This is a genomic window from Curtobacterium sp. MCBD17_021 (assembly GCF_003234525.1).
In the GTDB taxonomy this organism is placed as follows: Bacteria; Actinomycetota; Actinomycetes; order Actinomycetales; family Microbacteriaceae; genus Curtobacterium.
This window is the reverse complement of sequence record NZ_QKTS01000002.1, coordinates 110,988-128,895: the sequence shown is the minus strand read 5'-3', so window position 1 is coordinate 128,895 and position 17,908 is coordinate 110,988. Positions and strand designations below refer to the sequence as shown.

The window sequence follows — 17,908 nt, the reverse complement described above, 5'->3', positions numbered from 1 at the left end:
AGGCCGAGGGTCACGGCTCGTCCCGCCCGCTGGTGTCGGTGCGGATCGGTACCCTTCTCAGGTGAGCTCCGACTACTCCGCACGGCACCTCTCGGTTCTCGAAGGACTCGAGGCGGTCCGGAAGCGTCCCGGCATGTACATCGGATCGACGGACTCCCGCGGCCTCATGCACTGCCTGTGGGAGGTCATCGACAACTCCGTCGACGAAGCCCTGGCCGGGCACGGTGACGAGATCGGCGTGACGCTGCACGCGGACGGGTCGGTCGAGGTGTCCGACCTCGCGCGTGGCATCCCCGTCGACGTCGAGCCGAAGACCGGCCTGACCGGGGTCGAGGTCGTCTTCACGAAGCTCCACGCCGGTGGCAAGTTCGGGTCGGGGTCGTACGCGGCCTCCGGCGGTCTGCACGGCGTCGGCGCCTCGGTCGTCAACGCACTGTCCGAACGCCTCGACGTGCAGGTCGACCGCGGTGGCAAGACCTACGCCATGTCGTTCCACCGGGGCGAGCCGGGCGTGTTCGACGACTCGCAGGGCATCGGTCCGGACGCGCCCTTCGCGCCGTTCACGTCGGGCAGCGAACTGCGCGTGGTCGGCAAGGTGAAGAAGGGCGTGACGGGGACGCGGGTGCGCTACTGGGCGGACCGGCAGATCTTCACCAAGGACGCGGCGTTCAGCACCGGGGACCTCGTCAACCGTGCGCGACAGACCGCGTTCCTGGTGCCGGGGCTCGGGCTCACGATCACCGACGCTCGACCGGCGTCGATCGCCGCCGCTGCCCAGCGGGCCGCGCTGGCGGTGTCCGCTCCGGACGCCGGCGCGTCGGACGGCGCGGCTCCGGCCGGTGCCGAGCAGGTCGCGACGCCGGTCCTCGAGCAGGGGCCCGTCGTCGAACGCTTCCGGTACGAGGGCGGCATCGGCGAGTTCGTCGAGCACCTCGCCGTCGACGGCGCGAAGACCGACGTGTGGCGCATCCAGGGGACCGGCACCTTCAAGGAGACCGTGCCGATGCTCGACGACAAGGGCCACATGGTCTCGACCGAGGTCGAGCGTACGTGCGAGGTGGACGTCGCCCTCCGCTGGGGCGACGGGTACGAGACGGTGTTCCGCAGCTTCGTCAACATCATCGCGACGCCGAAGGGCGGCACGCACCAGGCCGGGTTCGAGTCGGGCCTGGTCAAGGCCGTGCGTGCCCAGGTCGAGGCCAACGCCCGCAAGCTCAAGGTCGGCCAGGACAAGCTCGAGAAGGACGACGTGCTCGCCGGCCTCACCGCCGTGCTGACCGTGCGCCTGCCCGAGCCGCAGTTCGAGGGGCAGACGAAGGAGATCCTCGGGACGCCGGCCGTCCGACGGATCGTCGACTCCGTCGTCTCGAAGCGGATGACCGAGATCCTCACCTCGACGCAGCCGACCGAGAAGGCCCAGGCCGCGGTCGTGCTCGAGAAGGTCGTCGCCGAGATGAAGACCCGCATCTCCGCGCGGGCACACAAGGAGACGCAGCGCCGCAAGAACGCGCTCGAGAACTCCTCGCTGCCGACGAAGCTCGCCGACTGCCGGTCGAACGACGTCGACGGCACCGAGCTCTTCATCGTCGAGGGCGACTCGGCACTGGGGACCGCGAAGCTCGCCCGCAACAGCGAGTACCAGGCGCTCCTGCCCATCCGCGGCAAGATCCTCAACGTCCAGAAGGCGTCCGTGTCGGACATGCTCTCGAACGCCGAGTGCGCCTCGATCATCCAGGTGATCGGCGCGGGGTCCGGGCGCACGTTCGAGCTCGACCAGGCGCGCTACGGCAAGGTCATCATCATGTCCGACGCCGACGTCGACGGCGCCCACATCCGGACGCTGCTGCTGACGCTGTTCTTCCGGTACATGCGTCCGATGATCGAGCAGGGCCGGGTGTTCGCCGCGGTACCGCCGTTGCACCGGGTGGTGGTGGTCAACCGCGGCAAGCCGAACGACACCCTGTACACCTACTCCGAGCAGGAACTCACGACCCTGCTGAAGAAGCTCGAGCGTTCGAACAAGAAGTACCTCGAGCCGATCCAGCGCTACAAGGGCCTGGGGGAGATGGACGCCGACCAGCTCGCCGAGACGACGATGGACCGGGCACACCGCACCCTGCGTCGCGTGAACGTGTCTGACGCCGAGTCGGCGGCGAAGGTCTTCGAGCTGCTGATGGGCAACGACGTCGCACCGCGCAAGGAGTTCATCCTGGCCGGCGAGGGCCTCGACCGCGAGCGCATCGACGCCTGACCGATCGGGGCGTCGGACCCGCCGGCCGCGTCAGGCCTCGCCGCGCGTCCCGTCGACCGCCGCCGCACTGCCGCCGATGGTGACGACCTCGGCATCGAGCGGACTGCCCGACCCGTCGCGCTTCGACAGCCAGTCCGGCAGGGTCCGGGCGGCACCGTCCGCGCCCACGGCGTGCGGCGGAGCGACGCCCGCCCAGGCCACCGTCAGGCCGTCCTCGCCCTTGAGGAACGCGTGCGCGCGGACCCCCTGCGTGCCGCGGCCCTTCGCCGGGAACTCGGTCAGCGCGGACACCTTGGCACGCCCGGCGTCGGTCCCCGGGAGTGCTGTCGACGTCGTCGAGACGGTGGCGACCACGGAATCCTCGGTGAGCGCGACGGAGCCGAACCAGATCACCGACGCGCCCGTCGCGAGCGACACCCCGGCGACTCCTCCGGCCGGCAGCCCCTGCGGGCGGACGGCGGCGGCCGGGAACCGCAGCAGTTGCGCGTTCGACGTGATGAACACCAGGTCGTCCGACTCGGGTGCCTGGGTGGCACCGACGACCCGGTCCCCGGGCTTCAGCCCGATCGCCACGACCTCGGGCTTGTCCGGCCATGCCCCGGGGACGACGCGCTTCACGACGCCCTGCGCGGTGCCGATCGCGAGGGATCCGGGCGCCGTGGCGTCGAGGGACACGAGTGCGACCACGGTCTCGGACTTCGCGATGCCCAGGTAGTCGGCCACCCGGACGCCGGCGTCGAGCCGGACGGACGCGGGCGGGACGGCGGGCACGTCGACGGGGGAGAACCGCAGCACACGGCCGGTGGAGGTGAGCGCGCCGACCTGCCCGCGGACGGTCGAGACGACGGCCGAGCGGACGGCGTCGTGCTTCGAGCGCTTCGGCACGTGCACGATGCCCGACTCGGCTGCGGGGATGTCGACCCGGACGAGCCGCCCGGTGGTCGAGAGCAGCACGCGGCACGGGGCATCCGCGACCTGCAGCGACTCGGGGTCGACCGCTGCCTTGCGCCCGCCGCGGACCGGGGCGTCTGCCTCGGTGAGGAGGGTGCGGCGCGGCGTGGCGAACCGGTCGGACACCTCGGAGAGTTCCGTCGCCACCTGGGCCCGCAGACGGTCGTCGGACGCCAGGAGCTCCTCGAGCGCGGCGATGTCGGCGAGCAGCTGGTCGCGTTCGCCCTCGAGCTCCATGCGCGAGAACTTCGTCAGGCGTCGGAGGCGCAGTTCGAGGATGTACTCGGCCTGCACCTCGGACAGGTCGAACACGTCGCGCAGCCGGTTGCGGGCGGCCTCGGAGTCGTCGGACGTGCGGATGACCTGGATGACCTCGTCGATGTCGAGGATCGCGATGAGCAACCCCTCCACCAGGTGGAGCCGCTCCCGGCGCCGGGCGAGTCGGTACTCGGACCGCCGCGTGACGACGGACAGGCGGTGCCGGACGTACACGTCGAGCAGGTCGCGTAGTCCGAGCGTGCGCGGGGACCCGTCGACGAGCGCGACGTTGTTGATGCCGAAGTTCTCCTCGAGCGGGGTGTGCTTGTACAGCTGCTCGAGGACCGCTGTGGGGTTGAAGCCGGACTTGATGCCGATGACGAGCCGCAGACCGTGGTTGCGGTCGGTGAGGTCGTTCACGTCCGAGATGCCGACGAGCTTCTTCGCCTGCACCCCGTCCTTGATCTTCTCGATGATCCGCTCCGGACCGACCAGGTACGGCAGCTCGGTCACGACCAGCCCGGTCTTGCGCGGCGTGAGGTTCTCGACGGAGACCTTCGCGCGGGTCCGGAAGGTGCCGCGCCCGGTGGCGTAGGCGTCCCGCACGCCGGAGAGCCCGACGATGGTGCCGCCAGAGGGCAGGTCGGGACCCGGCACGAACTCCATCAGCTCGTCGAGGGTGGCCTGTGGGTGCAGGAGCAGGTGCTTCGCGGCCTCGACCACCTCGCCGAGGTTGTGCGGCGCCATGTTCGTCGCCATGCCGACCGCGATGCCCGAGGCACCGTTGACGAGCAGGTTCGGGAACGCCGCCGGCAGCACGCTCGGCTGCATGATCTGGTTGTCGTAGTTCGGGACGAAGTCGACGACGTCCTCGCCGAGCCCCTCGGTCATCGCCATCGACGGCTCGGCGAGCCGCGCCTCGGTGTACCGGGCGGCTGCGGGTCCGTCGTCGAGCGAGCCGAAGTTGCCGTGTCCGTCGACGAGCGGGACCCGCATCGTGAACGGCTGGGCGAGCCGGACGAGCGCGTCGTAGATGGCTCCGTCGCCGTGCGGGTGCAGCTTGCCCATCACCTCGCCCGTGACGCGCGCGCTCTTGACGTGCCCGCGGTCCGGGCGCAGGCCCATCTCGGCCATCTGGTACAGGATGCGTCGCTGCACGGGCTTCAGGCCGTCGCGGGCGTCGGGCAGGGCGCGCGAGTAGATGACGGAGTACGCGTACTCCAGGAAGGAGCCCTGCATCTCCTCCGAGACGTCGACGTCCTCGATGCGCTCACCGTCGGGCAGACCGACGACGTCCGTGCGTGCCATGGCACCTTCCTGCTGACCCAGTTCGATCTGGGAGACTCTGGGGGTGGGAACAAGCGTACCGACGGCCCCCGACGGCGCCGCGAACCTCGCCGACGTGCTGCCGAGTTGTCTGGTCGCGCTGGGCGCCGCCGACGACGCGTGGCTGCGGGACCACGGCCTGGAGGCCCGGATCGCCCTCCGCCCCGCCCGTTCCGCCGTCGTCGTGCTCGTCGACGGACTCGGGGCGAACGCCCTCGCCGCCAGGTCCGGGCACGCCCGGTTCCTGACGGCGACGAAGAAGCGCCTGCGGAGCGGGTTCCCGACGACCACGGCCGCCGCGCTGACCACCCTGGCCACGGGCCGCTCGCCCGGCACGCACGGCGTCGTCGGCTACAGCGGCTGGAACCCCGACGAGTCCCGGGTGATGAACCTGCTCAGCGGCTGGGACGACGAGGTGCCCGCCGGGTGGTTGCGCTCCGGGACCGTGTTCACCGCGGCCTCGGCCCTCGGCGTCGACCCGGTCGTCGTCGCCCCCGGACGGTACCGCTCCTCGGGCATGACGGCGAACGTCCTCGGTGGCGCGCGCTTCGTGTCGGCGGACACCGTCCCCGCCCGGATCGACGCCGCACTCGACGCGACGGCGACCGGGCAGCAGCTCGTCTACCTCTACATCCCGGAACTCGACTCGATCGGGCACAAGCACGGGTGGCAGTCCGACCGGTGGACGGCGGCGCTCGAACTCGTCGACGGTGAACTCGCGCGCCTGGCGGCCCGGATCGGACCGGACGTCGGCGTGCTCGTCACCGCGGACCACGGTGTCCTCGACGTCCCGCCGGAGTCGAACCTGGCCATGGACCCCGCGCTCCTGACCGACGTCGTCGGTGTGGCTGGCGACCCCCGGTGCCGACAGTTGACCGTGACACCCGGTACCGACGTGCCCGCCCTCGTCGAGTCGTTCCGCACCGCACTCGGCAAGCGCGCAGTCGTGGCGAGTCGCGACGAGGCAGTGGCCGCCGGGTGGTTCGGCGCTGTCGCTCCCGAGGTGCTGCCCCGGATCGGCGACGTGCTGCTCGTCGCCCGCGGCTCGTGGGCCTTCAACGACGACCGTGCCGTCCCGGCCGGCACCGACCCCGGCCGGATGATCGGGCAGCACGGCGCGATGACCGACGACGAACTCCTCGTGCCGTTGCGCCTCGCGGGCGCGTTCGCGTAGCGCCCCGCCCGTCCGCTGGCTCGAGCCAGCCCGTGTCGCGACAGGAGGCCCGCCCCACGGACGTGGGACGGGCCTCCTGTCGGTTGCTCGGTGGCGGACGGCTCAGACGGTGTCGTCGTCGGGGCGTGTGCCGAAGACGATCTCGTCCCAGCTCGGCATCGCGCGGCGGTTCCGCTTCCGGCGGTCCTTCTGGGAGTCGGCCTCCGCGTTCGACGTGGACCGGGCCTCCGGCTGCGGGGCGGTGTCCGAGTCGTCGGCGCCGTGCAGGGGGATGTCGACCACACTGACGGACGGACCGCGCGGCGCGTCCTGCTGCTCGGAGAACGAAGCGGCCTCACGCTCCCCGCGACGGCGGCGCAGCGCCTCGAGCAGGTCGGCGGTCTCGTTGCCGGGCGCGCGTTCCTCGACGTAGGCGGTGCCGATCCGGGGGAGCGGCGGACGGAGCGGTGCGCGCTCCGTGGCCTCGGGAGCCGCCGTCTCGTCCTCGGTCGGGGTCTCCTCGACGCGGAAGGCGCCGGAGTCGAAGCGGGTGCCGTCGTCGTCCTGGTGCTCGTACTCGACGGCGCGGAGGCGGGGCGCGATGCCCTCGTCCTCGGTGTGGGACAGCCGGTGTGCGTCGCCGTTGTCGGGGACGAGCGTGGCGGTCTTCGGGTCGAAGCGCCACTGGGCGTCGTGCTCGACCTCGGCGACCGTGTAGCGGACCTGGACCTGCCAGCCGTTCTCGACGTGCTTCCAGCTGGACCACGAGATGTCGGACGCGTCGCCGGACTCCAGACGGGCGGTGATCGCCTGGCCGAAGGTGTCGGGCGCGGCGTCGTCGACCGGGGTGACGCTGACCCGGCGTGCGGCGTCGAGGATGAACGCGCGCTCGGCGAGGACCGGTCCCTCGAAGCGGCGGACGTACTCGACCTCGACGCCCAGAGCAGCGGCGACGTCGGCGGCGTCGGCACCACTGCGGATGCGCGCCTGCACGTCCTTCGGGGACACGCGCTTCTGCGGACCGGAGTCCGGGTTCGCCTGCCGGACCTGAGCCGGGAGCGACGCCGTGACCGGCAACCGGAACTCGGTCCCGCCGTCGGTCGCGAGGAGGAGTGACCCGGATTCGACTCCGATGACTCTCACGTCTTGCATGGTTCCGCCTTCCGCTGCCTGCGTACGGTCGTGCGTCGTACCCGAGGAGTATGCAGGCCGTCCGGGCAGTTTCCGGGGAGGCGCACGGCGTGCCGCGTGCAGGTCGTCGACCCCGGGAATGGCCGGGGTGCGCGCCGGGTTGCACGGCCAGAACGCACCGCCCGACCGCCCGGTTTGCACTCGGACGGGTCGTGGTGCAAACTGTCGCCGCCGATTCCGGCGACGACCCTCTCGATACGAGAAATGGATGGGCATGGCCACCGATTACGACGCCCCTCGGAAGACCGACGACAACTCTGACTCGGAGTCGATCGAGGCCCTCAAGGAGCGCGTTCCCGACAAGATGTCGGGGGTCGTCGACGACGATTCCGACAACCCCGGCAGTTTCGAACTCGCCGGGCAGGACCTCAGTGACGTCGACCTCGACGTCGTCGTCCTGCCCCCGCAGGTCGACGAGTTCACGTGTGTGGAGTGCTTCCTCGTGAAGCACCGCTCGCAGCTCGACCACGAGACGAAGCTCGGCCCCGTGTGCATGGAGTGCGCTGCTCTCTAGAGCCGTGTCCGACAGCCCACGCTGCTGAGCGCAGAACGGCCCGCATCCTGCTGGATGCGGGCCGTTCTGCGTGTCGGGGCAGCGGTCGGAGCCGGGGATGCCGCCGGGGTCAGCGGCGGTCGTCGCGCGTCGTCCGTCGGTCGTCACCGGGCACGGCAGGGGTGCCGACGAGTGCCCGGGTGACGGCGTCCGGGTGCCGCACGCTCACCAGCCAGTAGGGCGTCGGGTCGGCGTCGTCGCGGACCTCGACCTTCACCACGCCCGAGACGTACCCGCGGAAGAGGGTCCAGGCGCGGGCATCGAGCTCCGGCCCGCGCTGCTTCGTCGCCGCCGCGCCGGTGAAGCCCGCCACCTCGCCCACAGCGGTCCGGGGCAGGTGCGCCCGGCCCGCACGGAACTCGGTCTCGGTCACCTCGACCACGGGTGCGAGGACCCACAGCAGCACGAGCACGGCCAGCTCCATGGCGATCGCCACGACGACGCCGGCCGTCACGCTGATCGGCAGGAACACGAGCAGGCTCGCGGGGATGACGAGCGCCGTCGCCAGGTACAGGGCGGGCGGGGCCCACAGTCGTTCGCGGTACACGGTCACCCCTCCATTCGACCACGAGCCGCTGCGTGCTCCGAGCCAGGTCACGGATCGGTCACGGTCTGCACTACCCTCGTCTCGTGACCGAAGCAGTCGACGTGCTCTGGACCGGCGGTGCCGCTCCCGTCTTCGCCAACCCCGGTGACGCCGGGGCCGACCTCGTGTCCGCGGAGGCCTTCGTCCTCGAGCCCGGGCAGCGGCGCCTGGTCGGGACCGGTCTCGCCGTCGCGCTGCCGGACGGGCACCTCGGGTTCGTCGTGCCGCGCAGCGGACTCGCCGCCAAGCACGGCATCACCGTCGTGAACGCGCCGGGCACGATCGACGCCGGTTACCGCGGCGAGGTCAAGGTCGCGTTGCTGAACACCGACGCGTCCGAGCCGTACGCCGTGCAGGTGGGCGACCGCATCGCGCAGCTCATCGTCCTGCCGGTCCCGCGGGTGACCTTCACCGAGGTCGCCGAGCTGCCCGACAGCGTGCGCGGCCAGGGTGGGTTCGGATCGTCGGGCTACGGTGACGAGCGGGTCGGGCATCCGGCCACGTACGGGGTCGGCGATGCCCGCCCGATCACCGGGACGAGCGGACACGACGGCGCGGCGACGCCCGTCGACATGCACGAACAGGGTCGAGAAGGGACACCGTCATGAGGATCGGACGACGCAAGCGCGACGAGGTCGAGGTCGCCGAGGCCGTGGCGGACGAGGTCGAGGTCGCGGGGCCCTCGCCCGAGATCGAACTCGCTGACGACGCCGACGCCGGACTGGACGAGGTGCTCGCCACCGAGTCCACCGACAAGTCCGCTCCGGCCGACCGGAGCGAGAACGGTCCGCTCGACGAGACCGAGGCGAACCTCGTGCGCCCGTACGTCGACCTCGGTGGCGTGAAGATCCTGCCGCGCGAGGGTCTGCACCTCCGGCTCGAGGTGGAGGAGGACTCCAAGCGGGTCGTCGCCGTCGGGCTCGACTTCGACGAGTCCACGCTGCAGGTGCAGCCGTTCGCCGCCCCGCGGTCGACCGGCCTCTGGCACGAGATCCGTGCGCAGATCGCCGAGCAGATCGAACAGCAGGGCGGCGTCGTCACGGAGGTCGACGGGCCCTTCGGTCCGGAGCTCCGCGCCCAGGTGCCGGTCGTCGGTGGCGCCGGTGTCACCGACGGGGTCCGCGCGGCCCGCTTCGTCGGCGTCGACGGTCCGCGCTGGTTCCTCCGCGGCGTGATCGCCGGCAAGGCGGCCGACCAGCCCGGCGACTCCGCCGACATCGAGGAACTCTTCCGGAGCGTCGTCGTCGTTCGCGGCACCACCCCGATGCCGCCGCGGGACCTCATCCCGCTGCACATGCCGAAGTCGACGCAGTCGGCCATCTGACCCGGCCGCTCGCCGACCGACGACCCATCCTGGAGGCCCGGTGACGGACCACGACGACCGCCCACGTCCCGACGGGGTCGCCCCCGGCAGTGCCGTCCCGGACGGTGCAGTCCGCGGTGACGCCGTCCCCGATGGTGCAGTGCGCAGCGGTGCCGTCCCCGCTGGGGACCCGTACGCCGAGGAACGCGCCGAGCCCCTGTCGCTGAACGCGCAGCTCCGCGACGCGGTCCGGAACGCCGGCATCGGACAGGTCGCTCCGGGAGAGGCCCCGTCGGGCAAGGCGCTCCTCACCGCGGTCGGCGGGGTCCGCGGGCTCGCCGAGTCGGTCCTGCCCGGCTTCGCGTTCCTCATCGTCTACGCGATCACGAAGGAGGTCGTGCCGAGCGTCGTCGTCCCGGTCGCGATCGGGCTCGTCTTCGTGGTGCTCCGCCTGCTCCAGCGGCAGTCGATCATGATGTCCTTCGCGGGGATCTTCGGCGTCGCCGTCTCGGCCGGGCTCGCGCTGCTCACGGGGCGAGCGGAGAGCAACTTCATCCCCGGCATCGTCATCAACGCGGTGTTCCTGGCGGTCATCCTCGTCACGCTGGCGATCCGGCGGCCCCTCATCGGCCTGGTCGTCGGACTCCTCGTGCCGGGCGACGACGACGGGCACGACTGGCGGGACGACCCCGCGAAGCGTCGGGTGCTCACCGTCGCGACCTGGATGTGGGCAGGACTGTTCGCGTTCCGTCTCGCCTTCGAGATCCCGCTCTGGCTGACCGCGCAGGTCGAGCTGCTCGCCGGCATCAAGCTCATCACGGGGGTGCCGCTGTACGCCGCGCTGCTCTGGGTGACGTGGCTCCTCGTCCGCTCCGTGTTCGTGCGGGACGAACCGGCCCCGGTGTAGAGTTGTCTCGACGTCAAGACACTTTCCCCCGGGCACGACGCCGGTCCCGGGTTTAGGTTCACCTTGCTGGTGGGACGTTCCGCGGCCCGCGAGGATGAGGGCACACCGATCAACTCAGGAGGCGGCACAGTGGCTGCAGTCAACAGCTTCGGATCGAAGGACACGCTCTCGGTTGGGGGTGTCGACTACACGATCCACCGGATCGACCGGGTGCCGGGGCACGAGAAGCTGCCCTACAGCCTCAAGGTGCTGCTCGAGAACCTGCTCCGCACCGAGGACGGCGCGAACGTCACCGAAGGGCAGATCCGCGCCCTCGGCTCGTGGCGCCCGGAGGCGGAGCCGGACACCGAGATCCAGTTCTCCCCGGCTCGCGTGGTCATGCAGGACTTCACCGGCGTCCCGTGCATCGTCGACCTCGCCACCATGCGCGAAGCGATGGCCGAGATCGGTGGCGACCCGAACAAGATCAACCCGCTGTCCCCGGCCGAGATGGTCATCGACCACTCGGTCATCGCGGACCTCTTCGGCAGCACCGACGCCCTCCAGCGCAACACGGACCTGGAGTACGAGCGGAACGGGGAGCGCTACCAGTTCCTCCGCTGGGGCCAGACGGCGTTCGAGGACTTCAAGGTCGTCCCGCCGGGCACCGGCATCGTCCACCAGGTGAACATCGAGTACCTGGCGAAGGTGACCTACACGCGCGACTTCGACGGCGAGACCTACGCCTACCCGGACACCCTCGTCGGCACCGACTCGCACACCACGATGGTCAACGGCCTCGGCGTGCTCGGCTGGGGTGTCGGCGGCATCGAGGCCGAGGCAGCGATGCTCGGCCAGCCCGTGTCGATGCTCATCCCGAAGGTCGTCGGCTTCAAGCTCTCGGGGGAGATCCCCGCCGGCGTGACCGCGACCGACGTGGTGCTCACCATCACCGAGCAGCTCCGCAGGCACGGGGTGGTCGGCAAGTTCGTCGAGTTCTACGGTGCGGGCGTCGGCGCCGTGCCGCTCGCCAACCGCGCCACCATCGGCAACATGAGCCCCGAGTTCGGCTCGACGGCGGCGATCTTCCCGGTCGACGACGTCACACTCGACTACCTGCGTCTGACCGGCCGTGACGAGGCGCAGATCGCCCTGGTCGAGGCCTACTCGAAGACGCAGGGCCTGTGGCACGACCCCTCGGTCGAGCCGAACTACTCCGAGTACCTCGAGCTCGACCTGTCCACGGTCGTGCCGTCGATCTCCGGCCCGAAGCGTCCGCAGGACCGCATCGTCCTGTCCGAGGCGAAGGACCAGTTCGAGGTCGACCTCGCCAACTACGCGAGCATCGACCACACCGAAGAGGACAAGGCCGTCGCGGACACGTTCCCGGCCTCGGACCCGGTGGCCGCGGCCCCGGGCGACGAGCACGCCGTCGACGACCTGCAGGACGCGCCCGCGTCCGAAGTCCCGGCCCACGCCTCCAGTGCCCCCGGCACCGTGTCCAAGCCGACCTCGGTCGCCATCGCCGACGGTGACCCGTTCACCATCGACCACGGCGCCGTCGCGATCGCCGCCATCACGTCGTGCACGAACACGTCGAACCCGTCCGTGATGATGGCGGCCGGCATCCTCGCCCGCAACGCGGCGAAGAAGGGCCTCAAGGCCAAGCCGTGGGTGAAGACCACCCTGGCCCCGGGGTCGAAGGTCGTCACGGACTACTACGAGAAGGCCGGTCTCACGACCTACCTCGAGGACCTCGGCTTCTACACGGTCGGCTACGGCTGCACCACCTGCATCGGCAACTCGGGCCCGCTGCCCGAGGAGATCTCGCAGGCCGTGCAGGACAACGACCTCGCCGTCACCGCGGTGCTCTCCGGCAACCGCAACTTCGAGGGCCGCATCAACCCCGACGTGAAGATGAACTACCTGGCGTCCCCGCCGCTGGTCATCGCGTACGCCCTCGCCGGCTCGATGCACTTCGACTTCGACACCGACGCGCTCGGCACCGACACCGACGGCAACGCGGTGTACCTCAAGGACATCTGGCCCGACACGGCCGAGGTCCAGCAGGTCATCGACTCGTCGATCGACACCGAGATGTTCACGCACGAGTACGGCTCCGTGTTCGAGGGCGACGACCGGTGGAAGAACCTGCCGACGCCCACCGGGGACACGTTCGAGTGGGACAGCGAGTCCACCTACGTCCGGAAGCCCCCGTACTTCGAGGGCATGACCATGCAGCCGGACGCCGTCTCGGACATCTCCGGTGCCCGCGTGCTCGCGAAGCTCGGCGACTCGGTCACGACCGACCACATCTCGCCGGCCGGTTCGATCAAGGCCGACAGCCCCGCCGGAAAGTACCTCGCCGACCACGGCGTCGACCGCAAGGACTTCAACTCCTACGGCTCGCGTCGCGGCAACCACGAGGTGATGATCCGCGGCACGTTCGCGAACATCCGCCTGCGCAACCAGCTGCTCGACGGCGTGGAGGGCGGCTACACCCGCGACTTCACGACGACCGACGGCGCGCAGTCGTTCATCTACGACGCGTCCGAGCACTACCAGGCGCAGGGCATCCCGCTCGTCGTCCTCGGTGGCAAGGAGTACGGCTCGGGCTCGTCCCGTGACTGGGCGGCGAAGGGCACGAGCCTGCTCGGCGTGAAGGCGGTCATCACCGAGAGCTTCGAGCGCATCCACCGGTCGAACCTCATCGGCATGGGCGTCGTCCCACTGCAGTTCCCGGCGGGGGAGTCGATCGAGTCCCTCGGGCTCGACGGCACCGAGGTGATCTCGATCTCGGGCCTCACCGAACTCAACCAGGGCACCACGCCGAAGAACGTGCACGTGACCGCCGAGCCCAGCGAGCACTCGCCCGCCGGCAAGCAGACGGTCGAGTTCGACGCGGTCGTCCGCATCGACACCCCGGGCGAAGCTGACTACTACCGCAACGGCGGGATCCTGCAGTACGTGCTCCGTTCCCTGGTCTGACCCGCGCGACACACAACAGGGGCGGCTCCCCGCAGCGGTACTCCGTTGCGAGGAGCCGCCTTCGTTGCGTGGGCTCCGCTCTGGGGGACGCGCCAGCGGCGCACGGCGCCAGCACCGGCCGAGCTCCGCGACGGTGGCCAGGTCCCTCCGGGAGGCGCGTGGCGGGCCAGCACCGCGCCTCCAGTCCGCGCGCATAGAGTGAGCCGACACCGCACGAAAGGAGCGCCCGTGAGCCTGCTCGCCAGCATCACGTCGCCGCGCGACCTGAAGCGTCTCTCCGACGCCCAGATGACCGACCTCGCCGCGGAGATCCGCAGCTTCCTGGTCGCCGAGGTCGCGAAGACCGGCGGGCACCTCGGACCGAACCTCGGCGTCGTCGAGCTCACCCTCGCGATGCACCGGGTCTTCGACTCACCGCACGACCCGTTCGTCTTCGACACCGGGCACCAGTCCTACGTGCACAAGCTCGTCACCGGGCGCCAGGACTTCTCGCACCTGCGTGAACGCGGCGGCATCGCCGGGTACCCGCAGCGGAGCGAGTCGGAGCACGACATCGTCGAGTCGTCGCATGCGTCCTCGTCCCTGTCGTGGGCGGACGGCATCTCCCGGGCGTTCCAGCAGACCGGGCAGTCCGACCGCACGGTCGTGGCCGTCGTGGGTGACGGAGCGCTCACCGGTGGCATGACGTGGGAGGCGCTCAACAACATCTCGGACCAGAACGACCGTCGACTCGTCATCGTGGTCAACGACAACGGCCGCTCGTACGCACCGACCATCGGCGGCATGGCCCGCTTCCTCAACTCCGTCCGGACGCGCCGCGAGTACCGCACGCTGTACGAGAAGAGCCGTGCGGCAGCGGACCACTTCGGCGCACCCGGACGCGCGGTGTACCGCGGGCTGCGCGGCGGCCTGCACGGGTTCCTCTCGCGGTTCACGAACAACGAGGCGCTCTACTCGAACCTGGACATCAAGTACGTCGGGCCGGTCGACGGGCACGACCAGCAGGCGATGGAGGCGGCGCTCCGCCAGGCGAAGGGCTACGGCTCACCGGTCATCGTGCACGCGATCACCGAGAAGGGCCACGGGTTCGAGCCGGCCCTCCGCGACCAGGCGGACCAGTTCCACGCGGTCGGGCACATCGACCCGGAGACGGGCGAGTCGCTCGACGTCTCGTCAGCGCCCTCCTGGACGTCCGTCTTCGCCACCACCCTGGCCGAGGTCGGGCACGAGGACCCCCGCGTCGTGGCGATCACGGCGGCGATGCTCCGGCCGACCGGGCTGCACCTGTTCCAGCAGGCGCACCCCGAGCGGGTGATCGACGTCGGCATCGCGGAACAGCACGCCGTGACGACCGCGGCCGGGCTGGCGTACGGGGGGCTCCACCCGGTCGTCGCCCTGTACGCGACGTTCCTCAACCGCGCGTTCGACCAGGTGCTCATGGACGTCGCACTGCACCGTGCCGGGGTCACGTTCGTCCTCGACCGCGCGGGCATCACGGGTCCGGATGGCCCGTCCCACCACGGCATGTGGGACCTCGCGCTGCTGCAGGTCGTCCCCGGCATCCGGATCGCCGCGCCGCGCGACGCCGTGACCCTGCGCGAGGAGTTCCGGGAGGCCGTGGCCGTCGACGACGCGCCGACGGTCCTCCGGTGGTCCAAGGGCCAGGTCGGGGCGGACATCCCGGCCGTCGAACGGCTCTCCGACGGGGTGGACGTGCTCCGGGAACCTGCCGCCGACCAGGAACAGGACGTGCTCGTCGTGGCCGTCGGCTCGATGGTGCCGACGGCGCTCGAGACGGCGAAGCTCCTCGAGGCGCAGGGCATCGGCGTGACCGTCGTCGACCCGCGCTGGGTCGTGCCGATCCCGGTGTCGCTCATCGACCTGTCCCGCAGCCACCGTCTCGTGATCACGATCGAGGACGGCGTCCGTGTCGGCGGCGTCGGCACCCGGTTGCGCCAGGACCTCCGCGCTGCCGGGGTCGACACCGGGGTGAACGAGCTCGGTCTGCCGGACGAGTTCATCGACCACGCCAGCCGGAGCCAGATCCTCGCCGACGCGGGACTGACGCCACAGGCGATCGCCCGCGACGTCATCGACCAGGTCGTCGGCACGAAGGTGCCCCAGGCGAAGCCGGCTCGCTCGCGGGAGTCCGCCGAGCGCTGAGCGCCCTGCGCTGCCCGGCCGAGCCCGCCAGCCCGCGCCCGCAGCCGTGGCGCGTTTCGGCACGGCACAACAGGAACCGCCTCGAACCACGGACGTCCGTGGTTCGAGGCGGTTCCTGTTGCGCGGTTCCGGCTGGGGCCGGGGCCGCGGCCAGCCGGGCTAGCGGCTGACGGGGCCGACGATCCGCGGCTCGTGGAACGTGCCGCCGAAGACACGCTCCGAGGCACCGCTGCGGTCGAGGTACGGGCTGATGCCGCCGGCCTGGAACGGGTAGCCCGCGCCGAGGATGAGCCCGAGGTCGATCTCCTCGACGTGCTCGACCACGTGGTCCTCGAGCATGCGGTGCACCTCGTCGGCCAGGGCGTCCTCGAACCGGCGCTGCATCTCGGCAGCATCGACGGGCTTCGCGTCCTTCTTCGGCGGCGCGACGAGCTTCACGGCGGCGGGGTCGTACCCGGTCGCGTTGCCCTTCTTGTCGCGGGTCAGGATCGTGCCGTGCTCGGCAATCCGCTTCAGGCCGTCGCCCGGGTAGAAGCGCTCCGGCCACGCCGCGTGGTGCGAGTCGAGCACGTGCGCGCCCACCGGCAGGCCGACGAGCTCGAGCAGCTCGAACGGCGACATCGGCAGGCCCAGGGGAGCGGCGCCCTCGGCGACGGTGTCGAACGAGGTGCCCTCCTCGACGCCGCGCATGGCCTCGCCCAGCACCCGGGCGAGCACCCGGTTGACGACGAAGCCCGGCTGGTCGGCCGTGACGATCGCCGTCTTCTTCAGGGTCTTCGCGACCGCGAGCGCGGTGGCGACGGCCTCGTCGGACGTCTTCGCCGCACGGACGACCTCGAGCAGCGGCATCACCGCGACCGGGTTGAAGAAGTGGAAGCCGACCAGACGCTCGGGGTTCGTCAGGACCGAGGCCATCTCGTCGACGGACAGCGACGAGGTGTTCGTGGCGAGGATCGCGTCGGGTGCGATGACCTGCTCGATCTTCCGGAACACGTCCTGCTTGACGCCCATCTCCTCGAAGACGGCTTCGATGACCCAGTCGGCGTCGGCGAACGCGTCGTAGGACACCGACCCGGAGACGAGCCCGGTGATGCGGTTCGCGTCGTCCGGGGAGATGCGGCCCTTCTCGAGGAGCTTCGCGACCTCACCGGCGATCCGCGCCACCCCCGCGTCGACCCGCTCCTGCGACACGTCGGTGATGACGACGGGCACACCGAGACGGCGGGCGAAGAGCAGGGCGAACTGCGACGCCATGAGCCCGGCGCCGAGGACGCCGACCTTCGTGATCTTCTTCGCGTCGACGCCCTCGGGGGCACCCACGGGACGCTTGGCCCGCTTCTGCACGAGGTCGAACGCGTACATCGACGCGGCGAACTGGTCTCCGGCGAGGAGGTCGGCGAGGGCGTCGTCCTCACCCGCGAACCGCTCGTCGAGCGAACCGGACTTCGCGGCGGCGACGAGGTCGAGCGCGCGGAACGGGGACTTCGGGACGGTGCCGATCTTCGACGCGACCTGCCCGCGGGCGACCTTGACCACCGTGCCCCATGCGGCCTTCTCGAGCATGCCGGGTTCGTTCTTCCGCACGACCTTGGTGCGGCCGGACACGACGGCGTCGGCCCAGGCGACCGCGGACGGCAGGAACCTCACCGAGGGGATCAGCGCGTCGCCGATGCCGAGTTCGACCGCGGCCTTGCCGTCCATCAGGCGGTTGTTCTTCAGCGGGTTCTCCACGATGACCCGCAGGGCCTTCTCCGGGCCGATGAGCCGGGGGAGCAGTGTCGCGCCGCCCCAGCCGGGGATGATGCCGAGGAAGACCTCGGGCAGCCCGATGCCCTGCGCGGCGGACGAGAACACGCGGTACGTGCAGTGCAGCGCGACCTCGAGCCCGCCGCCGAGCGCGATGCCGTTGACGAACGCGAACGACGGCACCCCGAGCTCGCTGAACTTGCGGAGGGTGGCGTGCCCGAGGACGCCGAGCTCGTGCGCGACCTCGCGCGAGGGCAGCGCGGCAGCCTGCGAGAGGTCGGCGCCCGCGGCGAAGCAGTACTCCTTGCCGGTGACGGCGACGGCCTGCACGGTGCCGGCCGCTGCAGCTGCGCGCAGCTCGTCGAGCACGTCCGAGAGTTCGCGCATGGTCCGCGGACCGAGCGTCGACGGGCGCTTGTAGTCCTTGCCGTTGTCGAGCGTGATGAGCGCGAGCGTGCCGCCGGAGGGCAGCGCGACGTGCTTGACGTAGGAGTGGGTGACGACCTCGTCCTCGCTCAGGGCGGTCAACTGGTCGGTCGGTGCGATGGTCATG

The 17,908-nt window shown here is 70.9% G+C and carries 12 protein-coding genes; 8 read left to right on the top strand and 4 right to left on the bottom strand.

Translation table 11 applies throughout. The features are described from left to right. Positions 1 to 61 precede the first annotated feature (61 nt). On the top strand, positions 62 to 2,251 hold the full coding sequence (locus tag DEI83_RS02505) for a type IIA DNA topoisomerase subunit B (protein WP_111080229.1): 2,190 nt from the start codon (positions 62 to 64) through the stop codon (positions 2,249 to 2,251). 30 nt (positions 2,252 to 2,281) lie between these two features. Here DEI83_RS02505 and DEI83_RS02500 read toward each other — a convergent pair whose 3' ends face one another. Beyond that, on the bottom strand, positions 2,282 to 4,768 hold the full coding sequence (locus tag DEI83_RS02500) for a DNA topoisomerase (ATP-hydrolyzing) subunit A (protein WP_111080228.1): 2,487 nt from the start codon (positions 4,766 to 4,768) through the stop codon (positions 2,282 to 2,284). A gap of 43 nt (positions 4,769 to 4,811) precedes the next feature. On the opposite strand from DEI83_RS02500, the gene DEI83_RS02495 reads away from it, so the two are divergent. Then, positions 4,812 to 5,960 carry an alkaline phosphatase family protein gene (locus DEI83_RS02495; protein ID WP_111080227.1) on the top strand — a complete coding sequence of 383 codons (1,149 nt, stop codon included), beginning with the start codon at positions 4,812 to 4,814 and terminating at the stop codon, positions 5,958 to 5,960. A 102-nt stretch (positions 5,961 to 6,062) separates the two neighbouring features. Here the strand turns inward: DEI83_RS02495 and sepH are convergent, their stop codons facing one another. Next, the gene (sepH, locus tag DEI83_RS02490; RefSeq protein WP_181431041.1) at positions 6,063 to 7,082 is read right to left on the bottom strand and encodes a septation protein SepH; all 1,020 of its coding nucleotides are present in this window, start codon (positions 7,080 to 7,082) and stop codon (positions 6,063 to 6,065) included. A gap of 262 nt (positions 7,083 to 7,344) precedes the next feature. Here sepH and DEI83_RS02485 point away from each other — a divergent pair, with 262 nt between their 5' ends. Further along, positions 7,345 to 7,644, top strand: a complete 300-nt coding sequence (locus tag DEI83_RS02485; protein WP_110825450.1) for a DUF4193 domain-containing protein — start codon at positions 7,345 to 7,347, stop codon at positions 7,642 to 7,644. A 109-nt stretch (positions 7,645 to 7,753) separates the two neighbouring features. On the opposite strand, the gene DEI83_RS02480 is transcribed toward DEI83_RS02485, so the two are convergent. After that, on the bottom strand, positions 7,754 to 8,236 hold the full coding sequence (locus DEI83_RS02480) for a DUF3093 domain-containing protein (protein ID WP_111080225.1): 483 nt from the start codon (positions 8,234 to 8,236) through the stop codon (positions 7,754 to 7,756). Between the two features lie 77 nt (positions 8,237 to 8,313). On the opposite strand from DEI83_RS02480, the gene dut reads away from it, so the two are divergent. The 5 genes from dut (at position 8,314) to dxs (ending at position 15,609) form a co-directional block, all read left to right on the top strand. Continuing rightward, positions 8,314 to 8,877 (top strand): dUTP diphosphatase, encoded by a 564-nt coding sequence (gene dut / locus DEI83_RS02475; protein WP_111080224.1) that lies wholly within the window; start codon positions 8,314 to 8,316, stop codon positions 8,875 to 8,877. Then, the gene (locus DEI83_RS02470) at positions 8,874 to 9,593 is read left to right on the top strand and encodes a DUF3710 domain-containing protein (RefSeq protein WP_111080223.1); all 720 of its coding nucleotides are present in this window, start codon (positions 8,874 to 8,876) and stop codon (positions 9,591 to 9,593) included. Before dut ends, DEI83_RS02470 begins: the two co-directional genes overlap by 4 nt. Before the next feature lie 40 nt (positions 9,594 to 9,633). Further along, complete coding sequence (locus DEI83_RS02465) at positions 9,634 to 10,479, top strand: DUF3159 domain-containing protein (protein WP_258371020.1); 846 nt, start codon at positions 9,634 to 9,636, stop codon at positions 10,477 to 10,479. Between the two features lie 129 nt (positions 10,480 to 10,608). Beyond that, positions 10,609 to 13,446, top strand: a complete 2,838-nt coding sequence (locus tag DEI83_RS02460; protein ID WP_111080222.1) for an aconitate hydratase — start codon at positions 10,609 to 10,611, stop codon at positions 13,444 to 13,446. 228 nt (positions 13,447 to 13,674) lie between these two features. Then, on the top strand, positions 13,675 to 15,609 hold the full coding sequence (gene dxs / locus DEI83_RS02455; protein ID WP_111080221.1) for a 1-deoxy-D-xylulose-5-phosphate synthase: 1,935 nt from the start codon (positions 13,675 to 13,677) through the stop codon (positions 15,607 to 15,609). Positions 15,610 to 15,768: 159 nt separating this feature from the next. On the opposite strand, the gene DEI83_RS02450 is transcribed toward dxs, so the two are convergent. Further along, the gene (locus tag DEI83_RS02450) at positions 15,769 to 17,907 is read right to left on the bottom strand and encodes a 3-hydroxyacyl-CoA dehydrogenase NAD-binding domain-containing protein (protein WP_111080220.1); all 2,139 of its coding nucleotides are present in this window, start codon (positions 17,905 to 17,907) and stop codon (positions 15,769 to 15,771) included. Between the last annotated feature and the right edge of the window lies 1 nt (position 17,908).

Bases quoted from the DNA above. Each gene is read 5' to 3' on its own strand.
- DEI83_RS02470 (WP_111080223.1), top strand. From the start codon at position 8,874: ATGAGGATCGGACGACGCAAGCGCGACGAGGTCGAGGTCGCCGAGGCC.
- DEI83_RS02450 (WP_111080220.1), bottom strand. From the start codon at position 17,907: ATGACCATCGCACCGACCGACCAGTTGACCGCCCTGAGCGAGGACGAG.
- DEI83_RS02500 (WP_111080228.1), bottom strand. From the start codon at position 4,768: ATGGCACGCACGGACGTCGTCGGTCTGCCCGACGGTGAGCGCATCGAG.
- DEI83_RS02485 (WP_110825450.1), top strand. From the start codon at position 7,345: ATGGCCACCGATTACGACGCCCCTCGGAAGACCGACGACAACTCTGAC.